At 73.1% G+C, this 21858-nt stretch carries 17 protein-coding genes; 11 read left to right on the forward strand and 6 right to left on the reverse strand.

The window, feature by feature from the left end:
- Nucleotides 1-5: 5 nt before the first annotated feature.
- Complete coding sequence (locus ACWD12_RS21495; RefSeq protein ID WP_450100855.1) at nt 6-2294, reverse strand: HelD family protein; 2289 nt, start codon at nt 2292-2294, stop codon at nt 6-8.
- Between the two features lie 353 nt (nt 2295-2647).
- Between ACWD12_RS21495 and ACWD12_RS21500 the strand changes: the two genes are divergently transcribed.
- The 7 genes from ACWD12_RS21500 (at nt 2648) to ACWD12_RS21530 (ending at nt 10624) form a co-directional block, all read left to right on the forward strand.
- Entirely contained in the window at nt 2648-2863 is a 216-nt protein-coding gene (locus ACWD12_RS21500) for a hypothetical protein (protein WP_450100856.1), read from the forward strand.
- 22 nt (nt 2864-2885) lie between these two features.
- Entirely contained in the window at nt 2886-3704 is an 819-nt protein-coding gene (locus ACWD12_RS21505; protein ID WP_450100857.1) for a YqjF family protein, read from the forward strand.
- A 10-nt stretch (nt 3705-3714) separates the two neighbouring features.
- Nucleotides 3715-4242, forward strand: a complete 528-nt coding sequence (locus ACWD12_RS21510) for a GNAT family N-acetyltransferase (protein WP_450100858.1) — start codon at nt 3715-3717, stop codon at nt 4240-4242.
- A gap of 281 nt (nt 4243-4523) precedes the next feature.
- Nucleotides 4524-6602, forward strand: a complete 2079-nt coding sequence (locus ACWD12_RS21515; protein ID WP_450100859.1) for an ATP-binding SpoIIE family protein phosphatase — start codon at nt 4524-4526, stop codon at nt 6600-6602.
- A 278-nt stretch (nt 6603-6880) separates the two neighbouring features.
- Nucleotides 6881-8620 (forward strand): glycoside hydrolase family 3 protein, encoded by a 1740-nt coding sequence (locus ACWD12_RS21520; RefSeq protein ID WP_450100860.1) that lies wholly within the window; start codon nt 6881-6883, stop codon nt 8618-8620.
- Between the two features lie 88 nt (nt 8621-8708).
- A complete protein-coding gene (locus tag ACWD12_RS21525; protein ID WP_450100861.1) occupies nt 8709-9587 on the forward strand; it encodes a TetR/AcrR family transcriptional regulator in 879 nt (292 codons plus the stop codon).
- Complete coding sequence (locus ACWD12_RS21530; RefSeq protein ID WP_450100862.1) at nt 9584-10624, forward strand: NAD(P)-dependent alcohol dehydrogenase; 1041 nt, start codon at nt 9584-9586, stop codon at nt 10622-10624. The genes ACWD12_RS21525 and ACWD12_RS21530 overlap by 4 nt, the downstream gene beginning before the upstream one ends.
- A gap of 114 nt (nt 10625-10738) precedes the next feature.
- Here ACWD12_RS21530 and ACWD12_RS21535 read toward each other — a convergent pair whose 3' ends face one another.
- Nucleotides 10739-13699 carry a helix-turn-helix transcriptional regulator gene (locus ACWD12_RS21535; protein ID WP_450100936.1) on the reverse strand — a complete coding sequence of 987 codons (2961 nt, stop codon included), beginning with the start codon at nt 13697-13699 and terminating at the stop codon, nt 10739-10741.
- Between the two features lie 89 nt (nt 13700-13788).
- Nucleotides 13789-14805 (reverse strand): non-homologous end-joining DNA ligase, encoded by a 1017-nt coding sequence (ligD, locus tag ACWD12_RS21540; RefSeq protein ID WP_358358578.1) that lies wholly within the window; start codon nt 14803-14805, stop codon nt 13789-13791.
- 106 nt (nt 14806-14911) lie between these two features.
- Here ligD and ACWD12_RS21545 point away from each other — a divergent pair, with 106 nt between their 5' ends.
- Together ACWD12_RS21545 and ACWD12_RS21550 are read left to right on the forward strand one after the other, a co-directional pair.
- Nucleotides 14912-15973, forward strand: coding sequence for an ATP-dependent DNA ligase (locus tag ACWD12_RS21545; protein ID WP_450100863.1), 1062 nt, complete (start codon nt 14912-14914; stop codon nt 15971-15973).
- A 134-nt stretch (nt 15974-16107) separates the two neighbouring features.
- Nucleotides 16108-17826, forward strand: coding sequence for an MFS transporter (locus ACWD12_RS21550; protein ID WP_450100864.1), 1719 nt, complete (start codon nt 16108-16110; stop codon nt 17824-17826).
- On the opposite strand, the gene ACWD12_RS21555 is transcribed toward ACWD12_RS21550, so the two are convergent.
- Nucleotides 17798-18847 carry a GlxA family transcriptional regulator gene (locus ACWD12_RS21555; protein ID WP_450100865.1) on the reverse strand — a complete coding sequence of 350 codons (1050 nt, stop codon included), beginning with the start codon at nt 18845-18847 and terminating at the stop codon, nt 17798-17800. The two genes, ACWD12_RS21550 and ACWD12_RS21555, sit on opposite strands and share 29 nt — an antisense overlap.
- A 184-nt stretch (nt 18848-19031) precedes the next feature.
- Between ACWD12_RS21555 and ACWD12_RS21560 the strand changes: the two genes are divergently transcribed.
- Nucleotides 19032-19667, forward strand: a complete 636-nt coding sequence (locus ACWD12_RS21560; protein ID WP_450100866.1) for an HD domain-containing protein — start codon at nt 19032-19034, stop codon at nt 19665-19667.
- Nucleotides 19668-19748: 81 nt separating this feature from the next.
- Here the strand turns inward: ACWD12_RS21560 and ACWD12_RS21565 are convergent, their stop codons facing one another.
- Both ACWD12_RS21565 and ACWD12_RS21570 read right to left on the reverse strand, forming a co-directional pair.
- The gene (locus tag ACWD12_RS21565; RefSeq protein WP_450100867.1) at nt 19749-20681 is read right to left on the reverse strand and encodes an NAD-dependent epimerase/dehydratase family protein; all 933 of its coding nucleotides are present in this window, start codon (nt 20679-20681) and stop codon (nt 19749-19751) included.
- Nucleotides 20682-20756: 75 nt separating this feature from the next.
- Nucleotides 20757-21047 (reverse strand): hypothetical protein, encoded by a 291-nt coding sequence (locus ACWD12_RS21570; protein WP_450100868.1) that lies wholly within the window; start codon nt 21045-21047, stop codon nt 20757-20759.
- A 127-nt stretch (nt 21048-21174) separates the two neighbouring features.
- Here ACWD12_RS21570 and ACWD12_RS21575 point away from each other — a divergent pair, with 127 nt between their 5' ends.
- Nucleotides 21175-21810, forward strand: coding sequence for a TetR/AcrR family transcriptional regulator (locus ACWD12_RS21575; RefSeq protein WP_450100869.1), 636 nt, complete (start codon nt 21175-21177; stop codon nt 21808-21810).
- Nucleotides 21811-21858 lie beyond the last annotated feature (48 nt).

Consider the following 21858-nt stretch of genomic DNA (forward strand, 5'->3'; position numbering starts at 1 on the left):
TCCGGTCAGCTTGCCGGGGCGAGTCCGGTGAGTCCGGCCGGGAGTTCGCCGGCGTGCACGACCCCGAGCCGCTGCGTCGCACGGGTCAGCGCCACGTACAGGTCGGCCAGGGCGAACGCGGCCGGCTCCACGACGATCACCGAGTCGAACTCCAGGCCCTTGGCCTGCCGCGGGTCCAGCAGCACCAGCGGGCGCGTCAGATCCGGCTCGACGCCGCGCTCGGCGTGCGGGACCGCCGCGGCCACCGCGTCAAGGAACTCCGGCGGGGAGATCACCGCGACGCGCCCCGCGGCGCCTCCGCCGTCGGCGCCCACGCCTTCCCGGGCGACCGCCTGCGCCACCGCCGCGGGCACGTCGGCGGCGTGCCGCGACCACGGCTTCACACCCGTCGAACGCACCGACTCCGGCGGCTCGAACGCCCGGTCGCCCGCCCGCATGACGTCGGCCGCGACCTCCATGATCTCGGTCGGCGTACGGTAGTTCACGCCCAGCCGGACCCGCTCCCAACGCCCTTCGACGTACGGCATCAGGATGCGGTCCCACGACCCGCAGCCGCCCGGCTCCGAGGTCTGCGCGGGGTCGCCGACCAGCGTCATCGACCGGGTCGGACTGCGCCGCATGAGCAACCGCCAGGCCATCGCCGACAGTTCCTGCGCCTCGTCGACCACGATGTGGCCGTACGCCCAGGTGCGGTCCGCCGCCGCCCGCTCGGCGGAGGTGCGGAAGTCCAGTTCCTCCTGGCGGGCCGCGAGTCGTTCGGCGTCCACGAGGTCGTGCGCGCTCAGCACTTCGGAGTCCTCGTCCTCGCGGTCCTCGAACTCCTGGGTGCGCGAGCCGTACGACAGGTCGAGCACGCCCTGCGCGTACGCGATCTGCCGCCGGCGCTCGGCCTCCGCCGCCGCCCGGGCCAGGGAGTCGTCCTTGCCCAGGAGTTCGGCGGCCTCGTCGAGCAACGGCACGTCGGCGACCGTCCATTCGACGGTCGTCTCGGCGGTCGCCGGCGTCCCGAAGACGGGGTCGTACGCGGCCGGGCGCCGGATCGCCGCCGCGTCCTCGTCGGTCAGGTACACCGGGTCCGCGAGGTAGTCCGCGACGAGCCCCTGCGGGGTCAGGCGCGGCCACAGCTCGTCGACGGCCAGCTGCACGGCCGGGCTCTCGGCGACCGACATGGCCAACTGCGCGACCTCCTCCGAACCCAGGAAGTTCGGTCCGCCGTACGGGTCCGCGCCCAGCCGGTCCACCAACTGCTCGGTGAGCCCGTCGATCACGCGCGACGCGAAGGCCGGGCGCGCGAGGTTGTGCGGCAGCAGGGTGGCCCGCGCCTTGCGGCGGGCGGCCTCCGCGATCGCCGCGTCGAGGAAGAGGTCCCCGTCGTCGTGCCCGATGACCAACGGCGTCTCCGGCACCCGCTGTTGGTCGGCGACGAAGCGGCCGAGCACCTCCGCCATCGCGGCCCGCCCCTTGACCTCGGCCGCCGCCGGCGTGTCGATCGCGGTCGCGGTGACCCCGGGGAACAGCTCGCCGGGCGTGGCGAACAGCACGCCGGTCTCGCCGAGCGACGGCAGGACGTCCTCGATGTAGCCGAGGAACGCCGGGTTCGGGCCGACGACGAGGACGACGCGGCGGGTCAGGTGCTCGCGGTTGGCGTACAGCAGGAACGCGGCGCGGTGCAGCGCGACGACGGTCTTGCCGGTGCCGGGGCCGCCCTCGACGACCAGGACGCCGCGGTGCGGCGCGCGGATGATGCGGTCCTGCTCGGCCTGGATGGTCTGCACGATGTCGTGCATGCGCCCGGTGCGCGCCGCGTCCAGGGAGGCGAGCAGGACGGCGTCGGCGTCCGACCCCTCGAAGCCGGTGCGGGTGTCGTCCGCGAGGTCGAGGATCTCGTCGTGCAGCGCGGTCACCCGCTTGCCGGACGTGGTGATGTGCCGTCTGCGGCGCAGACCCATCGGCGTGTGCCCGGTCGCGAGGTAGAACGGCCGGGCGACCTCGGCCCGCCAGTCGATCACCAGCGGGGAGTGCTCGGCGTCGTCGCGGCGGATGCCGATGCGCCCGATGTGGTGGTCCGCGCCGTCGCGGAACACCAGGCGTCCGAAGCACAGGCCGTTCTCGCCGGCGGTCAGCGCGGCGACCAGGGCCGACTGCTCGAAGACCGCGATGTCGCGCTCCACGCGCGCCTGCCGGGTGCCGTCGTCTTCGCGCCCGAGTTCGCGCGTCACCGCGGCCTCGGCCTCGGCACGCAGGTCCGCGAGGCGCGCGTACAGGACGTCGATGAATTCCTGTTCGTGTCGCAATTCCGCGTTTGACAATTCGACTCCCGGACGGCTACGATGACTACATTAATCATTCCGCATTCGCGAATTCGACCGTGACGTAACCGGCGAATCAACGGTATGCAGAATCACCCAATATACCTCGTGCAAAGCCCCGTGCGTCAAGGCGTGCGGGGCTTTCCCGTGTCCGCCGCCGGGCCGGCGATATTGCCGCACACACGCGGCGCGACGACCGCATGGACGCGTGGGCGATGACCGTCGCCGATTTCCGCACGCGCGCACGCCCTGCCCGGCTCCGGAACCGAATGGAACCGGTACGCCTTTGCGCACGCGCGAGTCCTGCAGACACCCCGGACCGCCAGATCCAGGGCCTCGTGACGGAGAAGGGGACGGCGACCCCGGAGGAATCCCGCCGGACGGCAGCGGAAGCACTGGATGCCCTTCTCGACAGCCTGTACCGCGCCGCGAAGAACGCCCGCGACGGCAACGCGCTCGCCGAACTGGAGTCGGGGGCCAGGACCGACGGGGATGGGGCGGTGCTCGACGGGTGGGGTGGCGACCTGGTGCCGATGCGCGGCCACGGGACTTGATCCGCCCCGGCAAACTGGAGTCATGACGACCGAACCGGGTGGCCTGCGACCGGAACCGGAACCGGGGGCGAAACCGGGACCGGAACCCGAACCGGTGACGCGGTCCGCGCCGCGGCCGGTGCGCCCGGTCGTGCTCAGCCAGAGCTGGCTGGACCTGACCTTCTTGCACTGGCCGGTCGACCCCGCAGCCGTGGCGCCCCTGCTGCCGCGCGGAACCGTGCCCGACACGTTCGAAGGGCGCACGTACGTCGGCCTCGTGCCGTTCCGCATGGACCGCGTGGGCATCGGCTGGGGGCCGGGCATCCCGTACCTGGGCAGCTTCGCGGAGACGAACGTACGCCTCTACTCGGTCGACGAGGCCGGCCGCCGGGGCGTGGTGTTCCGCTCGCTGGAGGCCGCACGCCTGGTGCCCGTCCTGGTCGCGCGAGGGGTGTTCGGGCTCCCGTACATGTGGGCGCGTATGGACGTCTGCCGCCTCGGCACGCGCACGACGCCCGAGTTCCGCTACACGACGCGGCGCCGCGCACCGCGCCCGCGCGGCGCCGGGGGCAGTGTGCACATCCGCGTCCACGACCGCATCGCGGACCCGGACCCGCTCACCGACTTCCTCACCGCCCGCTGGGGCCTGCACGTCGCCTGGCACGGCCGCACGCTCTACCTGCCCAACACACACCGCCACTGGCCGCTGCACGAGGCGGAACTCCTGCACTTGGACGACGACTTGATCACCGCGGCCGGACTGCCCGCGCCCCTGGACCCGCCGGTGAGCGTGCTCTACTCGCCGGGCGTACGCGCCCGCTTCGGCCTTCCGGTCACGTGCGCGGGCCCGGAACCGGCGTAGGGTCTGCGGCATGCCACACGATCACGATCTGCGCACCGAGCGCCTGCGGTTGCGGGCCGTCGGCACCGCGGACCGCGACGAGTTGCGCCGGCACTGGAGCGAACCCGACGTCTGCCGCTTCCTGTTCGACGGCGTACCGCCCACGGCGCGGGAGACCGACGTCCTGATCGAGGACAGCACACGGGACTTCGCCGCCGCGGGGGCCGGACTCTGGATCGCGCGCACCACCGACGGAGGGCCGCTGATCGGCACGGCGGGCCTGCGACCCCTCGACGACCTCGGGCTCGAGGTGTACTACAGCGTCGCCCCCGAAGTGTGGGGCAAGGGCTACGCGACCGAGGCCGCGGGGGCGGTGGTCGGGCACGCCCTCGGTCCCCTCGGCCTGCCCTTCGTGCTCGCCGAGGTCGACGAGGCGAACACCGCGTCGGCCGCGATCGTCACGCGTCTGGGTCTTGTCCCCTACGAGACCGTCCCGGGCCTGCTCGGCCCCATGACGCGCTACCGCCGCGACGCCGCGCCCGTCACCCGGACGGCCTGACGCCGCGTACGCCGGCCGCTCCTCGACGCGGGTTCCGCAGCCCCCGGTGCGAACCCTCGCCCGGCCCCTGTCCCGAGCCCGTTCCCGACACCTCGCAAGGACCGCGCCGGACACCTCGCAAGGAGGAGTCGTCCGCTCCGCGCGCATCGTTCGCCGCCGGATCGGGCACGTAGCCTGTGGTGCCACCGGCACGAGTCCTTCAGCGGGTCATTCGGGTGGAAACACCCGGGTCACCGGGATTCACTGAAGCTCCGGCAACGCGACGGCAAAGGCGAGCGAGGATGGGATCACCCGGCGGGACCGGTACCGGAGAGGTGCCGTTTCTGGTCGACGGTGTCGAGGCTGCCGCGGTAGTGCTCGGCGCGGACGGGACGGTCGCGTGGTCGACTCCTGCCGCGCGACGTCTGCTCGCGGGCCTGGACTTCGCCGACGGGCTGCGTGCCGCGCTGGCGGCGGGCACCGGGGCCACCCGCGCCGGCTCCGCCAGGTTCCGGGCCGCCTCCGGAACCGGCGCCTCGCTCGACTTCCGGTACGCCGCCCAGCCGCTCGCCGGGAACGCCGACGAACACGGGTGGCTCGTCCTGCTGCTGCCGCGCGAGCGCGCCGCGGAATGGGAGGCGGCTCAGGAGCGCACCCAGCGCTACACCCGATTGGCGCATCAGGCGGCCGCGAGTATCGGGGCCAGCCTCGACCTCGTCCAGACCACCCGCAGCCTGGTCGAGGTGCTCGTCCCCGACCTCGCCGACCTGGCGTCCGTGGACCTGGCGGAGCCCGTGCTGCACGGCGACGAGCCCGGCGTCATCGACACCACCGCGCCCAAACTGCGGCGGGTCGCGGTGGCGCCGTCGGGGGAGGCCGAATGGCCCAGCGAAGTGGCGGGAATCGGCGACCTCCTGCCCGAGTTCGCGGACAGCAATCTGCTGCGGCCGGTGGCCGAGGGCGCGGCCGTGGCGGTGTCCGACATGGCGGTGCTGGCCGAGGCGCTCGGCCTCGACGGGCCCGGGCTGCGCAGCATCATCCCCGAGGGCGCGCACTCGATGCTCGCCATCCCGCTGTTCGCCCGCGGGCTGGTGCTGGGAGCCGTCACATTGTGGCGTACCGGGACCGAACGCAACTTCGACGACGAGGACGCCGACCTTCTCGCCGAGATCGCCTCCCGTGCCGCGATCGGCGTCGACAACGCCCGGCGCTACACCCGCGAGCACCGCACCGCGGTCGCCCTGCAGCGGAGCCTGCTGCCGCGCCCGGTCACGCGGACGGCCGCCGCCGAGACGGCCGGCACGTACCTCCCGTCGGAAGGCGAAGCGGGGGTCGGCGGCGACTGGTTCGACGTACTGGCCCTGTCGTCGCTGCGCACCGGATTCGTGGTCGGCGACGTGGTGGGCCACGGACTGGGGGCGACGGCCGCGATGGGGCGGCTGCGCACCGCCGTCCAGACGCTCGCCGACCTCGACCTGGAGCCGGACGAACTGCTCAGCCACCTCGACGACTTGGTGCTGAGCTATTGGCCGGAGCACGACCCGGACGACCCGACCTCCGAACTGGCCGCCCAGGGCGCGACGTTCCTCTACGCCGTCTACGACCCGGTGGCCCGGCGCTGCTCTATCGCCAGTGCCGGCCACCCTCCGCCCGTCGTGCTCCGGCCGGGCAAGGACCCCGAACTCGTGGACGTGCCGCCCGGCCCGCCGCTGGGGGTCGGCGGAATGCCGTTCGAGGCGGTCGACATCGACCTGCCGGAGGGCTCGGTCCTGGCGTTCTTCACCGACGGCCTGGTGGAGCGTCGCGGCGTCGACGTCGGGGACAACATGGACCTGCTGTGCGACGTGCTCGCGGAGAACCGCGACCGGCCGCTGGAGGCGATCGGACCGGAGGTCGTCGCGCGGCTGACCCCGGCCCGGGACGACGACATCGCGCTGCTGCTCGCCCGGACCCGAGCCATCCCCGCCGCCGCGGTCGCGGAGTGGGAGCTGCCTGCCGACCCCTCGGTGGTGTCGCGGGCGCGCGAGCTGACCTCCCGTCAACTGCGCGAATGGGGTCTGGAGGAACTGGCTTTCACCACCGAGCTGGTGGTAAGCGAGCTGGTCACCAACGCCATCAGGTACGCCGGAGCGCCGGTCGGCCTGCGGCTGGTCCGCGACGAGATCCTGGTCTGCGAGGTGTCCGACCCCAGCAACACGCAGCCGCGCCTGCGCCGCGCGGTCGCCACCGACGAGGGTGGGCGCGGCCTGTTCCTGGTCGCCCAGCTGACCACGCGGTGGGGGAGCCGCTACCGCAGGTCGGGCAAGACGATCTGGACCGAACAGGGCGTGGAAGTCCCGTCCACGGCAGCGCTGTTGAACGCGTTCGACGTCGACTGGTGAGGTGTGAGGCGCCGGGCGGCGGGCCGGGCGGGTCCCCGGGGCCGATGAGCGGGCACGTGCGCCCGGGGCCCATGCCGTATCCCCGGTCTCATGCCGCATGACGATCGTCACCGTTCCCGTCGTGATCATGATGGCCTAAGGTCCCATTGACACCATCAAGGAACGGGCGTGGGTCGCCGCCGGGCCGAAGGGTCGAGGACTCAGGCTTGCGGGCTCAGGCTTGCGGGCTCAGGCCTGAGGGCTGCGGATGACGGGCGCCGCGGCGTGAGGAGCGAGCGGTGGCGCTGTTGCCGTACCAGGACCCGGGCGTGCCGGTGGAGGCGCGTGTCGACGACCTCATCGCGCGCATGACGCCGCAGGAGAAGGCGGGTCTGCTGTTCCACCCGCCGATCGTGCAGGGGCCCGACGGCACGCTGAGCGACGCCACCGAACGGCTCGTGGGCGAGTTGGGCCTGTCACACTTCAACGTGCACAAGCTCGCCGACCCCAGGACCACCGCTCAGTGGCACAACCGGCTCCAGGAGCGGGCGGCGGATACCCGGTTGGGCATCCCGGTGACGTTGTCGTCGGACCCGCGCCACGCGTTCACCGACAACCCGCTGGCGAGCGTGTTCGCGGGGGACTTCTCACGGTGGCCCGAGTTCATCGGCATGGCCGCCGCCGGGGACGCCGAACTCGTGCGCGAGCAGGCCGACATCGTGCGCCGCGAATACCTCGCCGTGGGGCTGCGCGTGGCCCTGCACCCGATGGCCGACCTGGCCACCGAGCCGCGCTGGGCGCGCATCTCCGGCACGTTCGGGGAGGACGCGCACCTGGCGGCGCGGTTGGTCGCGGCGTACGTCAAGGGCCTTCAGGGGGAGACCCTCGGGCCCGACTCGGTGGCCGCGATGACGAAGCATTTCCCGGGCGGCGGACCGCAGTTGGACGGCGAGGACCCGCACTTCTCGTACGGGCGGGAACAGGTCTACCCGGGCGGCATGTTCGAGCACCACCTGATCCCGTTCGAGGCGGCGTTCGCGGTCGGCGGCTCGCAGATCATGCCGTACTACGGGCTGCCGGTCGGCACGGAGTACGAGGAGGTCGGGTTCTGCTTCAACGCGGACGTGATCCGCGACCTGCTGCGCGGCCGCTACGGCTTCGACGGGATCGTCTGCGCCGACTGGAACGTGCTGACGGCCAAGAGCCTCGGACCGGTGGACATCGAGGCACGCGGCTGGGGCGTCGAGGAACTGGACGTCCCGGACCGGGTGGTGAAGGCGCTGGAGGCGGGCGTCGACCAGTTCGGCGGCGAGAGCTGCGCGCCCGTGGTCGTCGACCTGCTGGAATCCGGTCGCCTCACGGCCGACCGCGTCGACCGGTCGGTGCGGCGCGTGCTGCGCGAGAAGTTCCGGCTCGGACTGTTCGACGAGCGCCGGTACGTCGACCCCGACGCCGCCGAAGCCGTGGTCGGACACGCCGAGCACCGGGCCCGGGGCCTGGACGCGCAGCGCCGCTCGACCGTCCTGCTCACCAACCGCGGCGAGACCCCGGCCCTGCCGCTCGCCGACGGCCTGCGCGTGTACGTCGAGCGCATCGACCCCGACGTGGCCGCCGGCTACGCGGGCGAGATCGTCGCCGACCCGGCGCAGGCGGACGTGGCCGTCCTGCGGGTGAACGCGCCGTTCGAGCCGCGCGACGGGTTCATGGAGTCGATGTTCCGGCAGGGCTCGCTCGAATTCCCGGACGCCGAGCGGGACCGGCTCCTGGCGATCGCGGCCGCGGTGCCCACGGTCGTCGTGCTGCAACTGGACCGGCCCGCCGTCGCGACGGAGCTGGCCGGCGCGTGTGCGGCGCTCCTCGCGGACTTCGGCGCCGAGGACGGTGCCGTGCTCGACGTGGTCTTCGGGCGGCACACCCCGACGGCGAAGCTGCCGTTCGACATGCCGTCGTCGATGCGGGCGGTCCGCGAGAGCCGGCCGGACGTGCCGTTCGACACCGCCGAGCCGGTGTTCCGGTTCGGGCACGGGCTGACCTACTGACGGCCCGCGGGACGGCCGGACCGGCACGCGGGCGTCACCCCGGAGGAGTTATGTCCCATTGGGACAGTTTCGGGGTTATGGTTGATCCATGGTTGCTTCCGCCGAGATTTCCGCGTCCGCCCCCGGAGGGGCCAATACGCGGGCCTCGGCGGCGCCGGCGGAGTCGGCGGAGTCGGCGGCGCCGGCCGCCCGGTGGACTGCCGCGTCGGCCGACGCAGCGGACAACGCATCGACCGAGCAGGACCGGGACCGCCGCAAGGAGCGCTCCCGCCGTACGCGCGAGGCCATGGGCGCCGCCGCGTTCGACCTGCTGCTGGAACGCGGCCTCGCCGGGGTGTCCGTCGAGGCCATAGCGGAGCGCACCGGAGTCACGCGCCGTACCTTCAGCCGGCACTTCACCGGCAAGGAGGACGCGGTGCTGGCCGTCGTCGCCGACGACGTGCACCGCATCAACGACGCCCTGCGGCTGCGTCCGCCGGGCGAGGGGCCGATAACCGCGTACCGCCGCGCCGTCGTCGACTGGCTCACCGCGGAGTTCGGCGGCGACCGCCACGCGCTGCTGCGCGGACGGCTCGAACTGTTCCGGCGCATCGACCGGGAGCCCGCGCTGATCGCGGCGTACCAGCGCATCCGCGCCGACGCCGAAGAGGAGTCGGTACGCATCATCGCCGCCCGCATGGGCGTCGACCCCGCCCACGACCCGCGCCCGGCGGTCGCCGTCGGCGCGGGCGCGGGAACCCTCATGGCCGTGCTGCGCGCCTGGGCGCGGCACGGCGTACCGGAATCGCCGGCCCGGCTGGTGGGTGCGTACTTCGACGCACTCGCGGCCGTCGTCGACGCCCGCGGGGAAGCCGCGGGAGGCGGGGCGTTCGCGCAAACCGCGGATGCCCCGGATGCCGCGGGTGCCGCGTCACACGCGGATCCGGAAGGTCCACCACCAGGCCGCACCAAGGAGGCAGGCACATGAAGGCATTGCAGTACCGGAAGATCGGCGGAGCGCCCGAGTTGGTGAGCGTCCCGGATCCCGAACCCGGCCCGGGGCAGGTGCTGTTGCGCGTGACCGCGGCCGGCGTCTGCCACTCCGACATCGCCGTCATGTCGATGCCCGCCGAAGCGCTGTCCTTTCCACTGCCGTTCACGCTGGGCCATGAGGGAGCCGGCACGGTTGCCGCGCTCGGCTCGGGGGTCACCGGCCTCTCCGTCGGCGACGCGGTCGCCGTCTACGGCCCGTGGGGCTGCGGTACGTGCGCCAAGTGCGCCCAGGGCAAGGAGAATTACTGCCTGCGCGCCGACGAGCTCGGCATCCGGCCGCCTGGTCTCGGTGCGGACGGCGCGATCGCCGAGTACATGCTCGTCGACAACGCCCGCCACCTCGTACCGATCGACGGGCTCGACCCGGTCACGACCGTGCCGCTCACCGACGCGGGGCTCACGCCGTACCACGCCATCAAGCGCTCGGTGCCCAAGCTCGTCGCGGGCAGCACCGCCGTTGTCATCGGCACCGGCGGACTCGGGCACGTGGCCATCCAGTTGCTGCGCGCCATGACCCCCGCGCGCGTCGTCGCCCTCGACGTCAACGACGACAAGCTCGCGCTCGCCAAGCAGGTCGGCGCCCACGAAACCGTGCTGTCCGACGCCGCCGCGGCCGACAAGGTCCGCGAGCTCACCGGCGGTCTCGGGGCGGAGGCCGTCTTCGACTTCGTCGGCGCGCCGCCCACCACGGCAACGGCCGCCGCGTGCGTGGCGGTCGAGGGCGATGTCACCATCGTTGGCCTCGGCGGCGGCACCGTGCCGGTCGGGTTCGGGGCGATCCCGTACGACGTCGCCGTGACGTCCCCGTACTGGGGCAGCCGGGGCGAGTTGATCGAGGTGCTGAACCTCGCCCGCGCGGGAGCGGTCGACGTGCACGTGGAGACGTACACGCTCGACGAGGCGCCCAAGGCGTACGAGCGCCTGCACGACGGCAAGGTCAACGGCCGCGCCGTGATCCTCCCGAACGGCTGAGCACGGGACGGGACTTGGCGTCACGCGCCGCGGGCACGGGCACCGGGAAGCCGGTGCCCGGCACGGGCGCAGGCACCGGTCGCCGGGCAGACAGCGCGCGCCGAGCGCGGCGGATCAGGAGCCGCCGCGCCCGGCGTCCGCGATGAGGCCCTTCCGGTACGCCATGGCCACCGCCTCGGTCCGCGAGGCCGCGCCCACCTTCGCCAGGATGTTGGACACGTGCACGCTCGCGGTCTTGGCGCTGATGAACAGCTCCTCGCCGATCTGGCGGTTCGTCCGCCCGAGGGCGAGCAACTCCAGGACCTCGCGCTCGCGCCCGGTCAACGCGGTGGCGTCGCCCGACGGTTCGCGGGAGTCCGTGGGGCCGAGTCGGGCGCGGCGCAGCAGCGCGTCCACCGCCTCGCGCAACGGAGCGGCCTTGAGGCGGTCGGCCGTCTCGCGGACCGCCCGCGCGACCGACGCCGCCTCGTCGCGCTCGTCGGCGGCCACGAGAGCCTGGGCCAGGCGCAGTTGGGTGCGGGCGTGCTCGTACACGTTGCCGTAGGCGAACGCCGCGACCGCCTTGCGCCACGCCTCCACGCCGGGCTCGCCCGCGATCCGGACATGTTCGGCCTCCGCCCGCAGCAACCACGCCGTACCCTCAGGGCCCGTGCTGTTGTTGCGCTTGGGGTGCCGTTCGGTGGTCCGGGCCAGCTCGATGAACTCGTCGGCCTTCGCCGCCCATTCGGCGGCCGCCTCGGCGTCGCCGGTCCGACGCAGCGCGGCCGACTCGTCGCCGATCGCGCCCAACGCCAGCGCGGAGAGCCGGATCCCGACGTCGGGGTAGGGGAGGCCGTCCTCCTCCAGCGCGGCGAGCGTACGCCGGGCCCAGTCGGCCGCCGCGCGGGCGTCGCCCCGCAGCGCGGCCTCCTCGGTCATGACCGCGCCGCCGACGAGTGAGGCCATCCAGTTGAACGGCCTGCGGGTGAAGAGCGCTTCGGCGCGCTCCGCGACGCCGGGCTCGCCGCGGCCCAGCGGGACGTACAGCCCCGCGCCGTCGACGTGGCCGAACGCCGAGGGGGCCTTTCCTGCGGCGGTCAGCGCGTCGTCCCAGCGGCCGACGGTGTAGAGAGTGAGCGCGCGCAGGTAGCGCATCTCCAGCGGGTACGGCGACGTCAACTGCGCGGTCCGACGGGCGCGTTCGTGGCCTTCGTCGAGCCAGCGGAGGGCCTCGTCGAGGCGACCCGCCTCGTAGGAGCCCATGGCCAGGTTGAACACCGCCCGCAGCTCGATCGCCGCGTTGCCGGCCTTGCGCGCCAGGTCGTGCGCCGAGCGCAGGCGTTCGCGGCCGGCCTCGGTCTGCCGGTTGTCCTTGCTCATCCCGGTCGTGCTGATGAGAACGTCGGCGCGCACGTCGTCCGCGCCGAGTTCCGTCGCCGCCGCGACGACGCGGTCGCCGAGCTCCTGGGCGATGTCCAACTCGCTGACGTAGTAGGCCGCTTGCACGTGGGTGGCGGCGGCCCACAGCCAGGTCAGCGACGGCGGGTCGGCCGGGATCAGGGCAAGCGCCTGGCTGCTGAACTCGTACGCCGCCTGGAGGTTGTCGACGCTCATCAGGTTCGACGCGAGCGTGTAGCGGACCTTCGCCGCGAGGTTGGTGTCGGCGTGCGAGGCGACCTTGCCGAGGGCGGCGCGGGCGAGGGTGACGGCGCGGTGTGCCTCGCCCATGCGTACGGCCGCCGCCGACGCGCGCAGCATGAGCGCGACGTCGTCCGTGCCGGTGAGGTCGACGGCGTCGGGCACGGCGTCCCACAGGTCGAGGGCCGACTCGACGTGGCGCATCTCCTCGGCGGGCGCACCGACCCGCGCCGCGTGGTCGGCGGCCTCCAGCGACGCGGTGAGCGCGCCGGGCAGGTCGTGGCTCTCGCGGTGGTGGTGCGCGCGCTCGGCCGCGCTCCCGGCGCGGCGGTCGTCGGCGGCCAGGAGGCGGGCGTACAGGCCGTGGATGCGCACCCGTTCGCCGGGCAGCAGATCGCGGTACGCCGCTTCGCGCGTGAGCGCGTGCCGGAACGCGAACGTGCCGTCCGCGTCCGACACGAGCAGGTGCCGTCCGACGGCTTCCCGGAGTGCGGACTCCAAGTCCTCCTCCGGAAGTTCGACGGCGTCGCTCAGCAGGCGGTGCTCGACGCGCCGCCCGCCCACGGCGGCGGTGCGCAGCACGCGCTGCGCGGTGGGCGACAGTTGCTCGATGCGTGTGAGCAACACCTCGGCCAGGCCCGGCGGCACGCCGCCCATGCTGTCCTCGGCCGCCGCGGCACGGAGCTCTTCGGCGTAGAAGGCGTTGCCCTCCGCCCGTTCGACGATGCGCCGCACGGTCTCCTCGGGCACCGGCTCGGCGTCGAAGGACCGTACGAGCCGGGCCACCGCGTCGTCGTCCATCGGCCCGAGGTCGAGGCGCGTCACCGAAGGCAGCCGCACCAACTCGGCGAGCAGCGGCCGCAGCGGATGCCTGCGGTGCAGGTCGTCGGACCGGTACGAGGCGAGCAGCGCCACCCGCTGGCTCGCCGTGCCGCCGGAACGCTGGGGGGCGAGCCGGGTCAGCAGGAAGCGCAGCAGGTCCCGCGTCGACTGGTCCGCCCAGTGCAGGTCCTCGACCACGAGCAACACCGGTGCCTGTTCCGCCAGATCGGCGACGAGCGCGGCGACGTCGTCGAGCAGCCGCAGCCGCACACCCGTCTCGCGCCCGGAGTCCTGGTCCTGCGCGCCGGGAGAGAGCAGACGCTGAACGGGGGGATGCCCGTCGAGCGTCCCGGTCAGAACGCTGTCGGCCTCCACGGTCCGCAGCATCTCGGTGAACGGGAAGTAGGGCAGGCCCACCTCGCCGAGGTCGACACAGTGCCCCACGAGCACGGTCATCCCGGCCTCGGCCGCGAGCCCGGTCGCCTCGGTCAGCAGCCGGGTCTTCCCCACCCCGGCCTCGCCGGCGACCAGCACCGCCTGCGGGTCGCCCGCCCGGGCATGCCCGAGCGCCTCGTCCAGCCGGGCGATCTCCGCCCCGCGCCCGACGAACGGAGTCTCAAACCGCCCATATCCCAACACCCCCCAATCCTGTCACGCACACCCCCCGCCCGTCCCCCAAGATCCGCTGTCACCGCAGCCGCCCTCCGGCACCTGGAAGCGGGGGGTCAGGAGGTCTCGGGGTGGCGGGCTCGGCTGGGTTGGACTCTGGGGGGTTCGCCGGGCATTTTGGGGTGGTCCGGGGGATAGGGCAGGTCGCCGAGTTCGTCGTCCTGGGTGTGGCGGTCGGCCAGGGCGAGGGCCGGGCCCAGGTCGCAGGGGTTGTTCGGCATGTCGGCGTGGAGGTCGCCCAGGCGGGTGAAACGCTCGGGCATGGTGGCGATGTCGAAGTCGTCGGGGTGGACGTCGTCGAGTTCGTCCCAGGTGAGCGGGGCGGAGACGGTGGCCCTGGGGTTGGCACGGACCGAGTAGGCGCTTGCAATGGTGCGGTCGCGGGCCATCTGGTTGTAGTCGACGAAGACCTTCTGGCCGCGTTCTTCCTTCCACCACGACATCGTCACGTGGTCGGGCATGCGGGTCTCGAGTTCGCGGCCGAGGGCGATGACGGCGCGGCGTACCTCGACGAAGGTCCACTCGGGGCGGATCGGGACGAACAGGTGCAGGCCGCGGCCTCCGGAGGTCTTGGGCCAGGCGGTGAGGCCGTGGTCCGCCAGGACGTCCCGCATCTCGTGGGCGGCGCGTACGGCGTCCGCGAAATCGGTGCCGGGCTGCGGGTCGAGGTCGATGCGCAGTTCGTCGGGGTGCTCGGTGTCGTGGCGGCGCACCGGCCAGGGGTGGAAGGTGAGGCAGCCGAGGTTGGCGGCCCAGACGAGCGCGGCGACGCTGTCCGGGCACATCTCGTCCGCGGTACGCCCGCTCGGGAACCGGATGCGCGCGGTCGGGATCCAGTCCGGCAGGTACTTCGGAACGCGCTTCTGGTAGAAGGACTCGCCGTGCACGCCGTCCGGGTAGCGCTCCAGCGTGGTCGGCCGGTCGGCGAGGGCCCGGAGCATCCCCGGGCCGACGGCCATGACGTACCGGACGACGTCGCCCTTGGTGAAGCCCCGCTCCGGGAAGTACACCTTGTCGGCGTTGCTCAGGCGGACGGACCTGCCGTCGATCTCCAGTTGCTCGGCAGCGCTCATGCCTCAGGGTAACCAGGACTATGTGACGAGTGCCGTATTTGATGGCAATTAATGATTGTTGGTGTTGATCGGGGTTTATGGGGGTTTGTAGTTGCAAACTGGGGCCATGCGTCTTCCCGTGATGCCCCCGGTCAAGCCGATGCTCGCCAAGGCCGCCGCCCGGATCCCGCCCGGCATGCACTACGAGGCGAAATGGGACGGCTTCCGCGCGATCGTCTTCCGGGACGGCGACGAGGTGCTGATCGGCAGCCGCAACACCAAGCCGCTCGACCGCTACTTCCCCGACGTCGTGGACGCCGCGCTGCGGCTGCTGCCGGAGCGCTGCGTGGTGGACGGCGAACTGGTCATCGCGACCGGCGACCACCTCGACTTCGACCGTTTGCAGGACCGCATCCACCCGGCGGAGTCGCGCGTACGGCACCTGGCCGCGACGACCCCGGCCTCGTTCGTCGCGTTCGACCTGCTCGCGCTCGGCGACGAGTCCTACATGGAACGGCCGTTGACCGAACGCCGCGCGGCCCTGGAGCGGGCGCTCGCCGACACGCCGGCGCCGGTCCACCTCGCACCCGCGACCACCGATCCCGAGGTGGCCGCGGGCTGGTTCGAGCGGTTCGAGGGTGCCGGGCTCGACGGCATCGTGGCCAAGGACCCCGCCGGCCGCTACCGGCCCGACGAGCGGGCGATGGTCAAGGTCAAGCACGAGCGCACCGCCGACTGCGTGGTGGCGGGCTTCCGCGAGCACAAGTCCGGACCGATCGTCGGATCGCTGCTGCTGGGCCTGTACGACGACAGCGGGCGCCTGCAGAACGTCGGCGTCAGCTCGTCCTTCACGATGGCCCGCCGCGCCGAACTCGTCGACGAACTCGCGGCCTACCGCATCGAGGACCTCGCGGAGCACCCCTGGGCACGCTGGGCCGAGGCCGAGGCGCACGAGACGGACCGCCTACCGGGGGCGGTGAGCCGCTGGACGGGCGGGCGCACGCTCGACTGGGTCCCGCTGCGGCCGGAGCTGGTGTGCGAGGTAGCGTACGACCACACGCAGGGCGACCGGTTCCGGCACACGACGCGGTTCCGGCGCTGGCGGCCCGACAAGGACGCCGCCGACTGCACCTACGCGCAACTCGCCGAGCCCGCACGGTATGACCTCGCGGACGTCCTCAACGCGTAGCGCCCAGCCGCGCGACTTCGCCCACACCGTCCGGGCCCTCGGGCCCACGCCTCGACACCGTACGGCTCGCCCGGGAAGAGCGCGCCGCCACGCCCCGAGGCCGCCCGGCGCGGCCCTCGAAGGAGTGCCTCCGCATGAACCGCTTCGCCGCCCGCGGCGGCAAGTACACCGCGCTCGCGGCCATGCTGTTCGCCGTCTCGATGACGTTCATCGACCAGTCGATCGTCTCGATCGCGGCTCCGGACATCGTGCGCGAACTCGGGCTCACCGCCTCGGGCGTGCAGTGGGTGGTGAACGCGTACCTGCTCGCGATGGCGGCGGCGTTCGCGCTCGGCGGGCGGCTGTCGGACGTCCTCGGCCACCGCCGGATGGTGCTGATCGGCATCGCGGTGTTCGCGGTGTCCTCGGCGCTGTGCGGCGCCGCGCCGTCCGGCGACATCGCGCAGACGTGGCTCGTGGTGTTCCGGGCCACGCAGGGCATCGGCGGCGCGCTCATGTTCCCGGCCGCACTCGCGATCGTCGTCTCGGTCTTCCCGGTCGAGGAACGCGGGCGCGCCCTCGCGCTGTTCTTCGGCCTGTCCGGCGGACTCACCGCGCTCGGCCCGATCCTCGGCGGCTGGCTCACCACCTGGACGTGGCGCGCCATCTTCTGGGTGAACATCCCGGTCGCGATCGTGGCCCTCGTGCTCACGCTGCGCGCCGACATCCGCACCGAGCACCGGCGCGAACGCCTCGACCTGCCGGGCGCCGCGCTGGTGGCGGCCGGCATGGCGCTCGCGGTGCTGGGACTTCAGCAGGCCCAGTCCTGGGGCTGGGGGAGCGCCGGCACCTGGGCGTGCATCATCGGCGGGCTGGTGCTGCTCGCCGTGTTCGTGGTAATTGAACTGCGCACCGAGGTCCCGCTGATCAAGGTGCGCGTCTTCAAGGACCGCGCCTTCGCCGCCGACAACGCGGTGCTGTTCTTCGCGATGATCGCGTTCGTCCCGGTCTTCTTCTTCGCGTCGGTGTACTCGCAGGTCGCGCTGGGCTCGTCCGCCTCCGAGGCCGGGCTGTACCTGCTGATCTTCTTCGCCGGCTTCGGACCCGCGGCACAGGTCGGCGGACGCATCCTCGACAAACGCGGCGCCAAGCCCGCCATGCTCGCCGGAACACTCCTCAGCGCGGCCGGGTTCGCGCTGTGGGGGCACAAGGCCACCGACCTGTCGCTCGGCGCGCAGTGGATCTACATCGTCATGGCCGGAGCCGGGATCGGGCTGCTGCTCGGCCCCGCGTCGACGGACGCGGTCAACCGGTCGATCGGGGCGTCGTACGGCGAGGTCACCGGGATCACCCAGACGGTACGCAACTTCTCCTCCGCCCTCGGCATGGCCGCGCTCGGCACACTCCTCGTGCACTCCACCGCCAACCGCATCACCGACACGCTGCGGGACCAGGGGCTCCCGGGCACCGAGGCCCGTGCGGTCGGCGACTCGATCGGCGACAGCATCACGGGCGCGGGTGGCGGCGACCACACCGGCAGCGGACCCACCGCGGAACTCGTGCAGCGCGTCTGGCCGGCGATCCAGAAGGACTACGCGGAGGCGACGCAGGCCGTCTTCTACGGGATGGCCGCCGCACTCGTGCTGAGCTTCGTGGCCTGCCTGTTCCACCCGGGGACCCGGGTCACGGGCGACGGCACGGCGGCGGACGGCGGTTCCGGGCCGGGAGACCGGGGTCGTCCGGGCGACGCGAATCCCGGTGAACCGGGTTCTGGTGAACCAGGTTCGGGAGCAGCGGGGCCGGGTGGTGCAGGGCCGGGGGACGCGGGGCTCGGGGGCAGGACGGTCAACGGGTCGCCCGGTCCGCGCCGATAGGCGGCGTCTCGGCAGCCGCGGCGGTCGCGGCCGTCTCGGCCGTCTCGGCGGTCGCGCCTGTCGCCGTTGTGCGGAACCGCGCCCGGTAGGCCGACGGGGTCACCCCCAAGCGCCGCCCGAAGGCCCGCCGCATCGACTCGTCCCCGCCGAACCCGCTGCGCAGCGCCGCCGCCGTCACGGCCTCGCCGTCGGCGAGCAGGGCCTGCGCGGCCTCGACCCGGGCGGCCTCGACGTACCCGGCCGGGGACTCGCCGAGCCGGTCCCGGAACAACCGGGTCAGGTGCCGCACGCTCAAACCCGACCGAGCCGCCATCGCCGGTACGGAGTGGTCCCCGGCGGGGTCCGCGGACACCGCGTCCAGGACCGCCCGCAAGGCGTCATGCCGCGGCGCCGGGCCCCGCAGCGCGGCCGAGAACTGCGACTGGCCGCCCGGCCGCTGCATGAAAACCACCAGGTCGCGGGCCACGTCGCGGGCGAGGGCGGCACCCGCGTCGGCCTCGACCAGGGCCAGCGCGAGATCGATGCCGGCCGTGACGCCGGCCGAGGTCAGGACCCGCCCGTCCCGCACGTGGATCGCGTCGGGCTCGACGCGTACCCGCGGGAACCGGCCCGCCAGCGCCGCCGCGTGGCGCCAGTGGGTGGTGGCGCGCCGCCCGTCCAGCAGGCCGGCCTCGGCGAGGGCGAATGCTCCCGTGCACACGGAGGCGACCCGCCCGGCGGCGGGGGCGAGTTCGGCCAACGGCGCCGTCAGCGCGCGTGGCGCCGGGCCGGTGGCGAGCTCCGCGGATCCGGGGACCACCACGGTGTCGATCGGGCCGAGCAGGACGGCGTCCGCGCGGGAGTCCACGGCAAGGCGCCCGGAGGCTGTGGTCACGTCCGCCCCGTCCGCCGAGCAGACCGTCCAGCGGTACGGCGCCCCCAACTCACGCGCGGTCGCGAACACTTCGAGCGGACCGGTGACGTCGAGCTGCCGCATGCCGTCGAAAGCGAGGAAGACGATGTGGCGCGGTTGTGCGGTCATGGTGCGAGCCTACGCCGCGGGGATGGCCTGATCCGAGGGATACGTGGCCGTTCGGACATCGCGTGCGAAGCAGCGGGAGCGGAGGGTGGAACGTACGGCGGCAGAAGCCGCGGCCCGGCCGGGACCGATGCCGCGAAACCTGCCGCAGCCGCAGCCGCAGCCGCAACCGAACCGAGGAGTTCCCATGACGCGCATTGCCGACATCGCCATCCCCGACAGCCGTATCGCCGCCGAGGCCACCGCGCTGGTCCGCGACGTCACCGACGACCTGCTGTACGACCACTCCCGCCGCGTCTACCTGTTCGGCGCCTGGCAGGGCACCCGGAAGGAACTGGCGTTCGATCCCGAGCTCCTCTACGTGGGCGCGATGTTCCACGACCTCGGGCTGACCCCCGCGTACCGCACCGACGACCGCCGCTTCGAGATCGACGGCGCCGAAGAGGCCGCCGCGTTCCTGCGGTCGCATGGCGTACCGGAGGACTCGGTGCGCCTCGTCTGGGAGGCGATCGCCCTCCACACGACGCCGGAGGTGCCGCACTGGATGGCCCCCGAAGTCGCGCTGGTCACCGCGGGCGTGGAGCTCGACGTGCTCGGCATCGGGTACGCCGACCTGCCTGCGGCCACGCGCGACGCCGTCGTGGCCGCGCACCCGCGCCCGGACTTCAAGAAGCGCATCCTCGCGGCGTTCACCGACGGCATTGCGCACCGCCCGGTGACGACCTTCGGGAACGTCAAGGCGGATGTGCTGGCGCACTTCGCCCCGGGGTTCCGGCGCATCGACTTCGTGGAGGTCATCGAAGGGTCGGACTGGCCCGAGTGAGCCGAGGCGCGGCACGCACGGTTACCTGATGCCGCTGCCCGACCGCGCGGCGCTGTTGCCGCGGGGCCGACCCCAGGGGAGTCAGTCGGCCGGGGTGTGGATCCCGATGCCTTCGTCCCCGGCGGCCAGTTCCGCGAGGGACAGGATCCCGGTCACGTGGTGGACGCCGGCGTCGAGCCCGACGGCCCGGCGCGCGGCCCGCACGGTGACGACGGCGGTGGCACGCGACTGCGAGCGGCCCTGCGCCCAGCAGGCGCGACCGGTGGCAGTGCGGGCGTACGCCAACCACCGGTCGCTTCCTGGCAGATGCAGCCCGCGCGGGGCCCGCGAGCCGCCCGGCACGCGCGTCAGCAGCGCGAGCGCCGCCGTCGCGGCGCGCGAGTCCATACCGAAGTACGTGCGGACCGGAGCGCCCAGGTCACGCGTGAGCGTGTGCTGATCGGAGAAGTCCGCCCGGTAGAGCCGCCGTCGCCCCAGGCCGGGCAGCGCGAACGGCCGGCCGCGCGTGTAGTTGCGTACGGGCGGACCGCCGCCGGTGTCCGGGAACCGCCGGCCGAGCAGGTCGTAGCTCCACGCGGTCGCGGCCGGGCCGTGCTTCTCGCCCGCGCCGAGGACGAGGGCGATGTCGACCGGGCCGGGGGAGTCGGCGTACGCCGCGGCGGCCAGCAGCGTCGTCAGCCCCGGCGCCAACCCGACGCTCAGCACGACGGGCGCCGCCGGGGACATCGCCTCCACCGCGTATACGTAGCCGGTGGAGGCGGTCATGTCGACGAACGCGGCGCCGGCGTCGGTCGCCCGCGCGACCAGCCGGGGCAACTCCACGCCCGCGGCGTTGACCACGACGTCGATGCCGTCGAGGGCCGCGGGCGGCAGATCGCCGTGCCGCAGATCGACGACGCGGTCGGCGCTGTCGGTGTCGCGGCCCGCGGTGTACGCCGTGTCGCCCGCCTCGCGCAGCGCCGCCACCACGTGCCGACCGACGGCCCCGTAGCCGCCGAGCACAAGAACCTTCATCGCACGGTTCCCCCGGTCCCTTCTTGTCGCTTTGCGTCGGTTGAGGCCCCGTTGAAATCCCGTGTGTCCGCTGCGTCAGCGGACGTCGACGATCTCGGCCATTTCGCCGACCGGCTCGGTGACGAGGGCGAACGCGGCCCGTACCTCGGGGAGCCGGTCGGCGTCCGCGACTGCCGCGGCGGCGTCCTCGGGGGTGCGGTAGTGCCACTGATCCATCCAGGTCCCGTCCTCGAGGCGCGAGAGCCGGGCCTCGACGAGGCCGGGGACCTTGGCGCGGACGACGTCGACCATGGCGGCGCGCCGGGTCAGCATCTCCTCGGTGTCGGCGGGGTCGGTCTTGAAGCGCACGATGCGGACAACGCTCATGGTGACTGGGCTCCATCTCTGGCGGCTGCAACTAGTGCTCACAACTAGTGCTCACTGCTAGTTCTCGTGTCTAGTGCCTATATCTAGAGTTAAACTTTAGTAGATGCTCTAGAGCTACACTCCAGCCATGACTCCAGTCAAGAGCGGCCGCGCGAAGCAGGCCGAGAAGGCGCGGCAGACGCGGCGCAGGATCATCGACGCGGCGCACCGCCTCTTCACCGCCCAGGGCTACGGGGCCACGACGCTGCAAGAGGTGGCGAAGGAGGCCGGCGTCGCCGTCCAGACCATCTACTTCGTCTTCGGCAACAAGCGCACGCTGCTCAAGGAACTGGTCGACGTCACCATCGCCGGTGACGACGAACCCGTGGCGACCATGGACCGCGCGTGGTTCCGCGACGCGCTCGCCGCCCCGACCGCCACCGCGCACCTGCGCGCACACATCGCCGGGACCCGCGCGGTCCTGCAACGGGTCGCGCCCATCACCGAGATGCTCGCCGCCGCTGCCGCGACCGACCCCGACGTGGCGGCCCTGTGGCCCGGCGGCACCGACCCGCGCTTCATCGTGCAGTCCGCGGCGGCCGAGGCGCTCACCGCCAAGCCCGGCGCGCGGCCCGACGTCCCGCCGGCGCACGCCGCCGACCTGCTCTACGCCATGCTCAGCACGGAGTTGTACCTGCTCTTCGTGCGCGAACGCGGCTGGACGCCGCGGGAGTGGGAGGAGTGGATGTACGCCACGCTCGCCCCGCAACTCTGCGACGTCTGACGCCTACGTCTGGCCAGTCCACCCGCGGACGCGCACCCTCGGGGGCGG

Source organism: Streptodolium elevatio, from assembly GCF_053592165.1.

Coding starts and splice junctions, on each gene's coding strand:
- ACWD12_RS21505 (WP_450100857.1), top strand. CDS start 2,886: ATGACGACCGAACCGGGTGGCCTGCGACCGGAACCGGAACCGGGGGCG.
- ACWD12_RS21530 (WP_450100862.1), top strand. CDS start 9,584: ATGAAGGCATTGCAGTACCGGAAGATCGGCGGAGCGCCCGAGTTGGTG.
- ACWD12_RS21510 (WP_450100858.1), top strand. CDS start 3,715: ATGCCACACGATCACGATCTGCGCACCGAGCGCCTGCGGTTGCGGGCC.
- ACWD12_RS21555 (WP_450100865.1), bottom strand. CDS start 18,847: ATGACCGCACAACCGCGCCACATCGTCTTCCTCGCTTTCGACGGCATG.
- ACWD12_RS21565 (WP_450100867.1), bottom strand. CDS start 20,681: ATGAAGGTTCTTGTGCTCGGCGGCTACGGGGCCGTCGGTCGGCACGTG.
- ACWD12_RS21560 (WP_450100866.1), top strand. CDS start 19,032: ATGACGCGCATTGCCGACATCGCCATCCCCGACAGCCGTATCGCCGCC.
- ACWD12_RS21575 (WP_450100869.1), top strand. CDS start 21,175: ATGACTCCAGTCAAGAGCGGCCGCGCGAAGCAGGCCGAGAAGGCGCGG.
- ligD (WP_358358578.1), bottom strand. CDS start 14,805: ATGAGCGCTGCCGAGCAACTGGAGATCGACGGCAGGTCCGTCCGCCTG.
- ACWD12_RS21515 (WP_450100859.1), top strand. CDS start 4,524: ATGGGATCACCCGGCGGGACCGGTACCGGAGAGGTGCCGTTTCTGGTC.
- ACWD12_RS21570 (WP_450100868.1), bottom strand. CDS start 21,047: ATGAGCGTTGTCCGCATCGTGCGCTTCAAGACCGACCCCGCCGACACC.
- ACWD12_RS21550 (WP_450100864.1), top strand. CDS start 16,108: ATGAACCGCTTCGCCGCCCGCGGCGGCAAGTACACCGCGCTCGCGGCC.
- ACWD12_RS21545 (WP_450100863.1), top strand. CDS start 14,912: ATGCGTCTTCCCGTGATGCCCCCGGTCAAGCCGATGCTCGCCAAGGCC.
- ACWD12_RS21525 (WP_450100861.1), top strand. CDS start 8,709: ATGGTTGCTTCCGCCGAGATTTCCGCGTCCGCCCCCGGAGGGGCCAAT.